This is a genomic window from Sphingomonas sp. 22R3R2A-7, from assembly GCF_036856055.1.
Taxonomy (GTDB): Bacteria; Pseudomonadota; Alphaproteobacteria; order Sphingomonadales; family Sphingomonadaceae; genus Sphingomonas.
This window is the reverse complement of record NZ_JASPFR010000001.1, coordinates 2,500,001-2,512,782: the sequence shown is the minus strand read 5'-3', so window position 1 is coordinate 2,512,782 and position 12,782 is coordinate 2,500,001. Positions and strand designations below refer to the sequence as shown.

Sequence of the window (12,782 nt, the reverse complement as noted above, 5' to 3'; positions counted from 1 at the left end):
CTCCTAAGCGGGGCGCCGCTGGTTCCGGTTCGCCCCCAGATAGTCTCGTCAGTTGGCGGGAACGCCGTCGATCAGCCGCGGTGCGTCGGTGCCGTCGCGCAACACCGCCGGCAGAAGCTCGGGCATCAGGTTCTGGTACGACACCGGCCGCAGGAACCGGTCGATCGCCAGGCTGCCGACCGAGGTCGTGCGGCCGTCGGACGTCGCCGGGAACGGCCCGCCATGCACCATCGCATGCGCAACCTCGACACCGGTCGGCCAGCCATTTGCGAGGATCCGCCCGGCCTTGCGTTCGAGCAGCGGGATCAGCCGCGACGCCATCTCGGCATCGCCCGCATCCATCTGGATCGTCGCGGTCAGCTGCCCCTCCGCGGCGCGCAGGACGGCGTGGAGCTCGTCCTCGTTCGCGCACCGCACGAGCAGCGACGACGCACCGAACACTTCATGGCCAAGCGCCTTGTCGGCAAGGAAGCGTGCCGCGGTCGTCTCGAAAAACGCCGCCTGTCCCTGGGCGACGCCTTCACCGACCTGGCCGCGTGCAATCTCGTTCACCGCATCATGGCGCGCGAGCGCGGCGACGCCCTGCTCGTACGCGGCATGGATCCCGCCGGTGAGCATGGTCGCAGCGGGTGCCTCGGGCAGCGCGGTCGCCGCAGCGGACACGAAGGCGTCGAGCCCCTCGCCCTCGACCGCGAGGACGAGACCGGGGTTGGTGCAGAACTGCCCCGCGCCCATCGTCAGCGACCCGACGAATGCCGTGCCGAGCGCCGCGCCCCGCGCCTTCAGCGCCTCGGGGAGGAGCACGACCGGGTTGATGCTGGACATCTCGGCATAGACCGGGATCGGGATCTCGCGGGCCTGCGCCAGCTTGACGAGCGCCAGCCCCCCGCGCGCGATCCGGTGAAGCCGACCGCGGCGATACGGGGATCCGCGACCAGCGCACTGCCGAGATCATTGCCGGGGCCGACGAGGTGCGAGAACACGCCCTTCGGCAATCCACAGGCGACGACCGCGGCCTCGATCGCGCCCGCGACCATCGCGCCGGTCGCGGGATGCGCGGGATGGCCCTTCACCACCACCGGGCATCCGGCGGCGAGCGCCGACGCGGTGTCGCCCCCGCGGTCGAGAACGCGAGCGGAAAGTTGCTCGCACCGAACACCGCGACGGGGCCCAGCGGGATCATCCGCAACCGCAGATCGGGGCGCGGCAGCGGCGCGCGATCGGGGAGCGCGGGATCGATCCGCAGCCCCATCCAGCCACCGCGGCGGACGACGCCCGCGAACAGCTTCAGCTGCCCGATGGTGCGACCGCGCTCGCCTTCCAGCCGCGCGCGCGGCAGGCCGCTTTCGCGCATCGCCGTGACGATCAGGTCGTCGCCCAGCGCCGCGATCTCCGCGCCGATCCGCTCAAGGAAATCGGCACGCGCGTCGTTGCCGGTCGCGCGGTACGCGTCGAACGCCGCTTCCGCGGCGCTGCACGCCGCCGCGACATCGGCAGCGCCGTGGACCGCGAAGGCGTCGCCCGTCGCGGTACCGGTCGCGGCGTCGATCGAATGGAAGCGCTCGGCGTGGCCGGCTTCGACGATAGTGGCGTTTTCATGCGTTTCGGACATCAGCGGCCCTCCCTTATACTCGGACATATAAGCGCGCCAAAGCTTTTGCAATCTTTGTCGTTCCTTGATCTCGAGCCGGGCTGGTAATCGGGTGTCATGGAGCAGGATGCATGACGAAAATCGACGATGTAGAATATGAGGACGGCGTCGATGCCACGTCGCTTCGCCCGCCACGCGGCACCGGGCGGCGGCTGCACGGGGCCGTCGCGCACAAGCTCGGCACCGCGATATTGTCGGGGGAATATGCGCCGGGCGATACGCTGTCGGGCGAGGTCGAGTTTTCGAAGACACTCGACGTTTCGCGGAGCGCGTACCGCGAGGCGGTGCAGGTCCTGACCGCGAAGGGGCTGGTGGAAAGCCGGCCCAAGATCGGCACGCGCGTCCTGCCGCGCAGCCGGTGGAACCTGCTCGACCCCGACGTGCTCGCCTGGGCGTTTGCGGGGGAGCCCGATGTCGCGTTCGTCCGCAGCCTGTTCGAATTGCGCGGCATCGTCGAACCCGCCGCCGCCGCCTTCGCGGCGCAGCGATGCGACCGGTCGGACCTCAAGACGATGAAGGAGGCCTTGGCCGCGATGCGGCGACACACGCTGGCGACCGAGGCCGGACGCGCAGCGGATCGCAATTTCCACGATGCGATCCTGCATGCGACACGCAGCGATGCGCTGATCGTGCTGAGCGCAAGCATCGGTGCGGCGGTCAGCTGGACCACGCAGTTCAAACAGCGCGGACGCGCGTTGCCGCGCAACCCGATCCCCGATCACGCGCGGGTCTATGATGCGATCGCGGCGGGCGATGCCGTCGGCGCCAGCGACGCGATGCGTACGCTCGTCGATCTGGCGCTGGAGGATACGCAATTGTCGATGGAGCCCTGACGCTCCATCGACATCATCATCGACGTTTCGACCGTCGTCAGACGATCTGCTGGTCGGGCAACGGATCGGTGACCCTCGATCCCCATACCGCATAGAACAGGATGTAGAGTTCGCACGCCGCGGTCAGCAGGAACGACGCCTGCAGCCCGTAGCGGTCGGCAAGCCAGCCCTGCACGATCACCAGCGCGCCACCGGCGATCGCCATGATCAGCAACCCCGACCCCTCTTCCGTCAGCGGGCCGAGCCCCTTGATCCCGAGCGTGAAGATCGTCGGGAACATGATCGAGTGGAACAGCCCCACCGAAATCAGTGCCCACATCGCGACATGCCCCGTCGTGAACGTCGCGATCAGCATCACGACGAACGCGCCGATGCTGGCAACAGCGAGGACGCGCTCGGCCGGGATCGTCCGCATGACATAGCTTCCGACGAGGCGACCGATCATCATGCCGCCCCACAGGATGAACAGGTAATGCGACGCCTGTTCGTGCGTGAGATTGCCGATCTGCGGCTGGCTGACGAAGTTAATGAACAGGTTGGCGACACCGATTTCGGCGATCAGGTAGATGAAGATCGCCGGGATGCCGAGCACGAGGTTGCGGTGCGACCAGAGCGAGAGCCCCTTGCGTTCCGCCTTCGCCGAGCGCTGCGTCGATGCGCCCATCGCGGGAAGCGGGTACCGCGCGATGACGACCGCGAGCACGATCAGCACGGCTGCGACGATCAGATACGGCAACACCACCGACTGCGCATCGGCGAGCCGCTCGGCCGGCGTCAGAACCGCAGTCGAACCGGCGGCGGCGGTGCCGGACGTCGACCGGCCGAGGATGAGGTACCCGCCGAACAACGGCGCGAGCGTCGCACCCGCCGAATTGAACGCCTGGACCAGGTTCAGTCGCGACGACGCGGTCTCGGGCGGGCCGACTACCGCGACATACGGGTTCGCCGCGACCTGAAGCAGCGTGATCCCGCTGGCGATCACGAACAGCGCGACGAGCGTGACGCCGTAGGACGGCAGACGCGCGGCGGGCACCATCATCAACGCGCCGACCGCCATCAGCCCGAGCCCGAACACCATCGCGCGCTGGTACCCAACGCGCTCGATCAGCTTGGCCGACGGGATCGACGCGAAGAAATAGGCGATGAACCACACGCTTTCGATCAGCGTCGTCTGCGTATAGCTGAGGTCGAACACGCTGCGCAGATGCGGCAGCAACGTGTTGTTGATGACCGTGATGAAGCCCCACATGAAGAACAGGCTGGCCAGGAGAGTCAATGCCGAGCGATAGCCGGGACTGCCCCCGGGTACCGCAGAGGCGGGTCCGGACCCGACCGCTTCGTACGTCTGTATCGGCATCGCCATAATCATCTCATCCTCAATGCCGGGCCGGCGACTGTTCAGCAGTCTTTTCCGGCAAGGCTTGCCCCAAATTGTCTTGTCCGACTATATAGCGATCCAAGGCGCGTCAACGGCGTCGGGCTATTAAGGACGGGAACTGGGATGCGCACAATCGGAATCAGGGACAGTGTCATCATCGGCAGCGATACGGCAGGTAGCGGTAACAGTGATGCGAGACGGTCGAGCCATGTGCTCCGTCACTCCGGTATCGTTGCCGCGGCACTGCTCGGCGCGCTGTCGGCGCAGACCGCAGACGCGGCCGAGGCCAAGCGCGCGGCGTTTGGCACGCTTCCCGATGGCACCGCGATCGAGGCGGTCACGCTGACGGGTACAAACGGCGTAAGCGCCCGGATCATGACGCTGGGTGCGACGCTCCAGTCGCTCAATGCGCCCGATCGCGCGGGACGCGTCGCCGACATCACGCTCGGCTATGACGACGCGGCGAGCTACGTCACCGCTCCCAATTACTGGGGTCAGACGATCGGTCGCTACGCCAACCGGATCGCGGGGGGACGTTTCGCGATCGACGGCAAGACGTATCAGGTCCCGCTCAACGACAAGACCAACAGCCTGCACGGCGGAACGATCGGGTTCGACAAGCGGGTCTGGACGATCGCGTCGGTCAAGAGCGGCGCGCAGGCGCAGGTCGTGATGACGCTCACCAGCGCAGCGGGCGATCAGGGCTATCCGGGCACGCTCGGCGTCAAGGTCACCTATTCGCTCGACGACAAGGGTTCGCTAACGATCGATTTCGACGCGACCACCGACGCGCCGACGATCGTCAACATGACCAACCACGCGCTGTTCGATCTCGCCGGCGAAGGCTCCACCACCGGGATCTACGCACAGCGCCTGACGATCCCCGCGCGTCGCTATACCCCCGTCAACGCCACGCTGATCCCGACCGGCGAACGCAAGCCCGTCGCGGGTACGGTCTTCGATTTCACGCGCGGCCGCCTGCTCTCGGACGGGATCCGCGATGGCCGCGATCCGCAGATCGTCGTCGGTCATGGCTGGGATCATAATTTCGTGCTCGACAAGGGCGTGACGACCGAGCCAGGCCTTGCCGCACGCGTCGAGGATCCGGCATCGGGCCGCGTCCTCGAGGTCCTGACGACCGAACCCGGCGTCCAGTTCTACTCCGGCAATTTCATCGACGGCTCGCTTGTCGGCAAGTCGGGTCACATCTACCGGATGGGCGACGGGCTCGCGCTCGAACCACAGAAATTCCCCGATACCCCCAACCAGCCGGCGTTCGGCTCGGCCCGGGTCGATCCGGGCAAACCCTATCACCACCGCATGATCTACCGCGTTTCGGTCTCGCGCTAATCCAATGGAGCATCCAGTGAGCCCTTCCCCCAAGCTGCGCAGCCGCGCCTGGTTCGACAATCCCGAAAACATCGACATGACCGCGCTCTATCTCGAGCGCTATCTGAACTTCGGCCTGAGCCTCGAGGAGTTGCGCTCGGGCAAGCCGATCATCGGGATCGCACAGACCGGCAGCGACCTCTCGCCCTGCAACCGCCACCATCTCGTGCTCGCCGAACGGCTGCGCGAGGGCATCCGCGAGGCGGGCGGCATCGCGCTCGAATTCCCGGTCCACCCGATCCAGGAAACCGGCAAGCGACCGACCGCCGGGCTCGACCGCAACCTCGCCTATCTGGCGCTGGTCGAGGTACTCTACGGCTATCCGCTCGACGGCGTCGTGCTGACGATCGGCTGCGACAAGACCACGCCCGCCTGCCTGATGGCGGCGGCGACCGTCAACATCCCGGCGATCGCGCTGTCGGTCGGGCCGATGCTCAACGGCTGGCACAAGGGCGAGCGGACCGGCTCGGGCACGATCGTGTGGAAGGCGCGCGAGCTGCTCGCGACCGGCGCGATCGACGATGAGGGCTTCATCAAGCTCGTCGCCTCGTCGGCACCGTCGACCGGCTATTGCAACACGATGGGTACCGCGACGACGATGAACAGCCTTGCCGAGGCGCTCGGCATGCAGCTGCCCGGCTCGGCCGCGATCCCCGCGCCCTACCGCGACCGCCAGGAGGTCGCGTACAAGACCGGCAAGCGTATCGTCGACATGGTCGCCGAGGATCTGAAGCCGTCGGACATCCTGACCAAGGAGGCGTTCCACAACGCGATCGTCGTCAATTCGGCGATCGGCGGATCGACCAACGCGCCGATCCACCTCGCCGCGATCGCGCGGCATATCGGCGTCGACCTGCCGATCGACGACTGGCAGACGCATGGTCACAAGGTGCCGCTGATGGTCAATCTCCAGCCGGCCGGCGAATATCTCGGCGAGGATTATTATCACGCGGGCGGCGTCCCCGCGGTCGTGGCCGAACTGATGAAACAGGGGCTGATCCACGAGGACGCGATCACCGCGAACGGCCGCACGATGGGCGACAATTGCCGCGATGCGACGATCGAGGACGAGCGCGTCATCCGCCCGTTCGCGACCCCGCTGCTCGAGGATGCCGGCTTCATCGTGCTCCGCGGCAACCTGTTCGACAGCGCGATCATGAAGACCAGCGTGATCAGCCCCGAATTCCGCGACCGCTATCTCAGCAATCCGGACGATCCCGAGGCGTTCGAGGGGCCCGCGGTCGTGTTCGACGGCCCCGAGGATTATCACCACCGGATCGACGATCCCTCGCTCGGGATCACGACCGACACGCTGCTGTTCATGCGTGGCGCGGGGCCGATCGGCTATCCGGGCGCTGCCGAAGTCGTCAACATGCGCCCGCCTGCCTATCTGATCCGCGAAGGGGTGCATGCGCTCCCGTGCATTGGCGACGGTCGCCAGTCGGGGACGTCGGGTTCGCCCTCGATCCTCAACGCGAGCCCGGAGGCCGCGGCGATGGGTGGCCTCGCGCTGATCCGAACCGGCGACCGCGTCCGGATCGATCTCGGCAAGGGGACGGCCAACGTATTGATCGGTGACGAGGAGCTTGCCGAACGCCGGCGAACGCTGACCGCCGCCGGTGGCTACGCCTTCCCGCGGTCGCAGACGCCGTGGCAGGAAATCCAGCGCGCCACCGTCGGCCAGATGGAAACCGGCGCCATTCTCGAAGGCGCGGAGAAATATCAGCGCATCGCCCAGACCATGGGGCTGCCCCGCGATAATCACTGATCCGACCAGCGCCCTGCATCGCCGTTCAACGCGCGATGCGGGGCGCATTTGCACGCGACAGACCCTGGCGACCATGCCCGTCTCGCCTGCATGATAGGCCGCGGAGCCGCGGCCGGCTCCCGCCCGAACACCGCGCACATTAATAATGGTCGGCCGTTCAGAACGAACGGATCGCGCGCGTCCGCCGCTACGGATTCGTGCGGGGAAAGGCGTGGCCGTCTCAATGCGCGTTGTCGGAGTGATAACCTCGTTTGTGGCCGTTGCTGCCTGCCAGATCAACGCCCAGCCTGAGCACGCCGCGCATGCCTGATCATCTCCGGAAATGTCGTATCTCGTCCGAACCGCGCGATCTGCAACGGTAAACGTGCAGACAGTCGGCTGCTCTAAGCGATTTCAGCACGGCCGCTCCTCCCGCGGATACGGCACTGACAGACGATCAAGACCTCGAGCCTCTTGTCCGACAAAAACTGTTGCGAGCGCAATCGGATCATACTATCGCGATTCGCAAGTCGCACGGGGAAGCTGCGACGTCAGGGAGAGATTTATGACCGCGAAAGCACTGCTTTGCGCATCCGCAGGCGTCTTGGCGCTTGCCACCGTCACGCCGGCCTTTGCCCAGACCACCGAGGCGACACCGGCGCAGTCCTCGAAGACGCCCGCGGCGGGCAAAGGGCAGGATCTTCCCAAGCCGACCACCGCGTCGGACCGTAGCGCGAACCCCGCAGCACCCCAGCCATCGATCCAGGAAAGCCCGGCCGAGGACAGCGGCGAGATCATCGTGACAGGCCTTCGTCGCAGCCTCCAATCGGCGCAGGCGATCAAGCGCAACTCCGACGGCATCGTCGATGCGGTCGTCGCCGAAGATATCGGCAAGCTGCCCGATACGTTCGCCTCGTCGGCGCTGGCGCGCGTGTCGGGCGTCCAGGTCTCGCGCGGCGGCGGCGAGTCGGCAGGCGTCACGGTCCGCGGCCTGCCCGATCTCAGCACGACCTATAATGGACGCGAGATCTTCACCGCCGAAGGGCGATTCGTCCAGATCCAGGACTTTCCCGCGGGCACGGTCGCCGCGCTCGAGGTGTACAAGTCGGGCACCGCGAACCTGATCGAAGGCGGCATCGGCGGGCAGGTCAACGTTCGCGGCCGGCGTCCGTTCGACTTCAACGGGTTCGAACTCTCGGGCTCGCTCAACGGCGTGAACTGGCAGCAATCGGGAAAGCTCTCGTGGAACGGCAACCTGCTCGTCAGCGATCGCTGGGATACCGGGATCGGCGAGATGGGGTTGCTCGTGAATGCCTCCTATGTCGGGATAAACTTCCTCGACTCGCTGCGTGAACAGTCGCTTGTCGTCGGCACGACGAATGCGGCGAATGCACCCGGCACGACCGGTGGCGTGCGCTATCCCGACGCGCAGTCGCTGTTCCTCGGCTATGGGCGACGCTGGCGCCCGTCGGCGAATGCGGCCTTCCAGTGGAAACCGACACCCGAACTCGAAATCTATGCCGACGGTCTCTTCCAGGGGTATCGCGGGCGCGATCTGAACCGGTTCATGTTCGTGCCTATCTTCGGTGGCCCCGAGTTCACGCTCACCAACCTCGCGACGCGCGCGGGCGCCTCGAACATCGCGCAGAGCGCCACGGTCACCGGCGCCAATGCGCCTGACGGATATTACGGGTCCGCGAACGGCGAGACCAACACCTATCAGGCCGGCGGCGGCGCGATCTGGAAACGCGACAATCTCCAGATCTCGGGCGATGTCGCCTATACCGACAGCACCTATACCTTCGACCTCGTCAATATCGACTATACGTTCCGCAGTTCTCCGGTGCGCAACGTCGTCTTCGAATCGCCGGGCACCGACGGCGGCCCGACCTTCGATTTCGCCAATTTCAACCTGACCGACCCGGCGAATTACATCAGCCGCGGCTTCTTTCAGGAATATCTGAAGGTCGGCGGCAAGGATATCCAGTCGCGTGTCGACGTCCAGTATGACTTCGACGGCGGTCTGCTCAAGCGCTTCCAGTTCGGCGTCCGCTACAACGACCGCGATGCCAATCGCGATCGCGGCGCCCCGTATATCTTCACGCTGCCCGCACAGCAGCCGATCACCGCCTTGCCGGTTTCGACGGAGAGCACGCTGGCCGGGTTCGGCTATAACAACACCTTCCCGATCCACACGTTCGCCGCGATCCCGTCGAACAGTATTCGCGGCAATCTCGCGGCGCTGCGGACCTTCTACGGTGCCCCGGCAGGTCGCCCCGAGTTCAATCCGTCAGAGAATTTCCGTGCGAACGAGAAGGCCCTGGCTGCCTATGCGCAGGTCAAATACGGCTTCGACATCGGCACGGTCGTCGTCGACGGCGTCGTCGGTGTACGCGCGGTCCGGACCAAGAACACGATCAGCGGCTTCCTGCGCGACGAACAGACGCCCGGCAATTTCCTGATCACGCCGATCACCGCGAAGAACGAATATACCGACTATCTTCCTAACGTCAGCGCGCGCGTCGCCGCGACGGACGAACTGCAGCTGCGGCTTGCGTACACGCAGACGCGGACGCGGCCCAACTTCTTCGATCTCAACCCCGCGCTGACGGTCGGGTCTCCGCCGACGATCGACCCGAATAACCCGCCGAACCCGAACGATCCCAACAGCAACGTCCGCACCATCACCGCGGGGAATCCGAACCTGTCGCCGCTGACCTCGAACAACTACGATGCCAGCCTCGAATGGTATTTCTCGCGCACCGGGTCGCTCACAGGCGCGATCTTCCGGCGTGACGCGCAGGGCTTCATCTCGAACACGACGGTGTTCACCACCGACCCCGTCTATGGCCGCGTCCGCTATACGCAGCCCGAGAATACGGGCGCCACGCGGTTCCAGGGCGTCGAGGTGGGCTTTGCGAGCTTCCTCGATATCGACGGGCTGCCCGATTGGGCAAAGGGGTTCGGGCTTCAGGCAAACGGCACCTATGTCGATTCCCGCGGCGACCTGGCCTCGACGCTGGCAACGTCACCCAATGTCGCGGGCCAGCAACAGCGGTTCAACGGCGTGTCGAAATGGACCTACAACCTCATCGGACTCTACGAGCGGCCATTCTTCTCGGCACGCCTCGCGTATAATTTCCGCTCGGACTTCGTGCAATATTACAGCCAAGAGCCGCTCGACCTCGACGCCAACGGCGCACAGCGCACGGGCGGCGTGATCGAGAAGGGCCGCGGCCAGCTTGATTTCTCCACGACGGTGACGCCGATCCCCAACGTCACGCTGGCCTTCGACATCGTCAACCTGCTCGGGAATCCGATCCGTCGGTACCGCGACTTCAACGACGCGGGCGATCAGTTCGCGCGGCAGATCTTCTATCTCGAGCGCACCTACTCGCTCGGCGTACGGTTCCGCTTCTAACGCTGTCCATCATAGGGTGGACGATGATGTCGATCATCGTCCACCTTCGCGCGCCCGCACCCCGGGGTCGCTCTTCAACCAACGCGCTGCCCGCCGTTCACCGGCGATAGACGTTCTCGACCTCAAGAACTCGATGCCTGCTGAACAGGCGTGAGGGGGCGCGCCACGTGTTTATACACGATCTCGCACCGGAGCGGCTTGGCCGACACGGCGCCCCTCACGACCCGACAGCCTCAGTCCTTGACCAGCGACAATGTCCGGCTGCTCGCCGATCAGGTCAGGCGTGATGTGGCGCGGCGGACGGGCACGACATGCTGCGAATGCAACTGCCTCGATCGCTTGGCCCTCGCAGGCTGCAAGATCGGCAACCTTGCCGCGAAACGCCAAGCTGAGACGGCCGCCCTAGAACGGATATCAGGGCAATCTCGACACCCATCATTCTACCACATCTGGCGCTGCCGCTGTTGGAGGAGAAGCTCAGTTGCTTGCGCGAGACAGCGTCGCGGAGACGGTCCGCGGCAAAGCTGCGGAAACCCTGTCGATGCTCATCGAGCGCTTGACGATCTATCCAGACGGTAATGCTGATCCAGACGGCGACGTCGTGCAATGGTCGCGGATGTGCTGGCGTGCGCTACAAACGACAACGCCGCCCGTAAGGGCGGCGTGATGTCGAGTTGTGGAATTTGGTTGCGGGGACAGGATTTGAACCTGTGACCTTCAGGTTATGAGCCTGACGAGCTACCGGGCTGCTCCACCCCGCGACGGTCCGCAGTGCGGACGTTGGGTGTGTAGAAGACGTTGTGAATGGGTTTTGATATTGTGTGCTTGCATGTCGCACGGGCTTCAATGCCTGGCGACGACCTACTCTTCCATCGCTTGAGCGATAGTACCATTGGCGCAGTCGGGTTTCACGGCCGAGTTCGGAATGGGATCGGGTGGGACACCGACGCTATAGCCACCAGGCAATGGAGCCGGTGCGACATGCGTGCGCGTGAATATCTGGATTTTAAAATCGATACCGTGCTTGGGAGTAGTGTGTTCGACCAATCCCTCGACGGCGAGGGGATTGGCAATCTGGCGTCGTCTTAATCATCCGCACTATCGTCTGACGTGCCGGGCGAACCCAGTGTTGTCATTGATGGTGTGAGACTCTCAAGCGCGAATAGAGCAATTAGTATCGGTTAGCTCCATGCGTTACCGCACTTCTACATCCGATCTATCAACGTCGTGGTCTCCGACGGCTCTATGAAATCTTATCTCGAGGGAGGCTTCCCGCTTAGATGCTTTCAGCGGTTATCCCGTCCATACATAGCTACCCAGCTGCGCTCTTGGCAGAACGACTGGTACACCAGAGGTATGTTCAACCCGGTCCTCTCGTACTAGGGTCAACTCCTCTCAAATTTCGACGCCCACGGCAGATAGGGACCAAACTGTCTCGCGACGTTCTGAACCCAGCTCACGTACCACTTTAATTGGCGAACAGCCAAACCCTTGGGACCTGCTCCAGCCCCAGGATGTGATGAGCCGACATCGAGGTGCCAAACAACCCCGTCGATATGAGCTCTTGGGGGTTATCAGCCTGTTATCCCCGGCGTACCTTTTATCCGTTGAGCGATGGCCCTTCCACGAGGGACCACCGGATCACTATGACCGACTTTCGTCTCTGCTCGACTTGTCAGTCTCGCAGTCAGGCGGGCTTATGCCATTGCACTCTAACAGACGGTTTCCGACCGTCCTGAGCCCACCATTGCGCGCCTCCGTTACTCTTTAGGAGGCGACCGCCCCAGTCAAACTACCCGCCACAGAGGGTCCCTGTTCCGGCTTACGGAACGAGGTTAGACATCAGAAACAAACAGGGTGGTATTTCACCTATGGCTCCACATCAGCTGGCGCCGATGCTTCAAAGCCTCCCACCTATGCTACACAGTTTCTTCCTAATGCCACTCTGAAGCTGCAGTAAAGGTGCACGGGGTCTTTCCGTCTAACCGCGGGTACTCCGCATCTTCACGGAGAATTCAATTTCGCTGAGCATGTCCTGGAGACAGTGGGGAAGTCGTTACGCCATTCGTGCAGGTCGGAACTTACCCGACAAGGAATTTCGCTACCTTAGGACCGTTATAGTTACGGCCGCCGTTTACCTGGGCTTCATTTCAGAGCTTGCACCCCTCCACTTAACCTTCAGGCACCGGGCAGGCGTCAGGCCCTATACGTCGTCTTGAAGCCGACTTAGCAGAGCCCTGTGTTTTTGCTAAACAGTCGCTACCCCCTGGCCTGTGCCCCCTCAAAGTGCTTGCGCATAGTGAGGGCCTCCTTCTTCCGAAGGTACGGAGGCAATTTGCCGAGTTCCTTCAGGACACTTCTCT

The 12,782-nt window shown here is 64.3% G+C and carries 5 protein-coding genes, 1 tRNA gene, 2 rRNA genes and 1 pseudogene (1 of these 9 cut by a window edge); 4 read left to right on the top strand and 5 right to left on the bottom strand.

Features of this window, described 5'->3' with window-relative positions; all coding sequences use genetic code 11:
• Window positions 1-48: 48 nt before the first annotated feature.
• A pseudogene (locus tag QP165_RS11985) lies at window positions 49-1,612 on the bottom strand (aldehyde dehydrogenase (NADP(+))).
• Window positions 1,613-1,722: 110 nt separating this feature from the next.
• Between QP165_RS11985 and QP165_RS11980 the strand changes: the two are divergent.
• Window positions 1,723-2,484 carry a FadR/GntR family transcriptional regulator gene (locus QP165_RS11980; RefSeq protein ID WP_056019541.1) on the top strand — a complete coding sequence of 254 codons (762 nt, stop codon included), beginning with the start codon at window positions 1,723-1,725 and terminating at the stop codon, window positions 2,482-2,484.
• Between the two features lie 37 nt (window positions 2,485-2,521).
• Here the strand turns inward: QP165_RS11980 and QP165_RS11975 are convergent, their stop codons facing one another.
• Window positions 2,522-3,841: a sugar MFS transporter gene (locus QP165_RS11975; RefSeq protein WP_443019286.1), complete on the bottom strand. Its 1,320-nt coding sequence runs from the start codon at window positions 3,839-3,841 to the stop codon at window positions 2,522-2,524.
• A gap of 231 nt (window positions 3,842-4,072) precedes the next feature.
• On the opposite strand from QP165_RS11975, the gene QP165_RS11970 reads away from it, so the two are divergent.
• The 3 genes from QP165_RS11970 to QP165_RS11960 all read left to right on the top strand — a co-directional run bounded on the left by QP165_RS11970 (window position 4,073) and on the right by QP165_RS11960 (window position 10,419).
• Complete coding sequence (locus tag QP165_RS11970; RefSeq protein WP_333995829.1) at window positions 4,073-5,212, top strand: aldose epimerase family protein; 1,140 nt, start codon at window positions 4,073-4,075, stop codon at window positions 5,210-5,212.
• A gap of 4 nt (window positions 5,213-5,216) precedes the next feature.
• Window positions 5,217-7,019 (top strand): IlvD/Edd family dehydratase, encoded by a 1,803-nt coding sequence (locus tag QP165_RS11965; protein ID WP_354303544.1) that lies wholly within the window; start codon window positions 5,217-5,219, stop codon window positions 7,017-7,019.
• 544 nt (window positions 7,020-7,563) lie between these two features.
• Entirely contained in the window at window positions 7,564-10,419 is a 2,856-nt protein-coding gene (locus QP165_RS11960) for a TonB-dependent receptor (protein WP_333995827.1), read from the top strand.
• 684 nt (window positions 10,420-11,103) lie between these two features.
• On the opposite strand, the gene QP165_RS11955 is transcribed toward QP165_RS11960, so the two are convergent.
• The 3 genes from QP165_RS11955 to QP165_RS11945 form a co-directional block, all read right to left on the bottom strand.
• Window positions 11,104-11,180 (bottom strand) — tRNA-Met (locus QP165_RS11955).
• Between the two features lie 87 nt (window positions 11,181-11,267).
• A 5S ribosomal RNA gene (gene rrf, locus QP165_RS11950) occupies window positions 11,268-11,382 on the bottom strand.
• Window positions 11,383-11,570: 188 nt separating this feature from the next.
• Window positions 11,571-12,782, bottom strand: a 23S ribosomal RNA gene (locus QP165_RS11945) (it continues 1,586 nt past the right edge of the window).

Coding starts and splice junctions, on each gene's coding strand:
- QP165_RS11975 (WP_443019286.1), bottom strand. CDS start 3,841: ATGCCGATACAGACGTACGAAGCGGTCGGGTCCGGACCCGCCTCTGCG.
- QP165_RS11965 (WP_354303544.1), top strand. CDS start 5,217: ATGGAGCATCCAGTGAGCCCTTCCCCCAAGCTGCGCAGCCGCGCCTGG.
- QP165_RS11960 (WP_333995827.1), top strand. CDS start 7,564: ATGACCGCGAAAGCACTGCTTTGCGCATCCGCAGGCGTCTTGGCGCTT.
- QP165_RS11980 (WP_056019541.1), top strand. CDS start 1,723: ATGACGAAAATCGACGATGTAGAATATGAGGACGGCGTCGATGCCACG.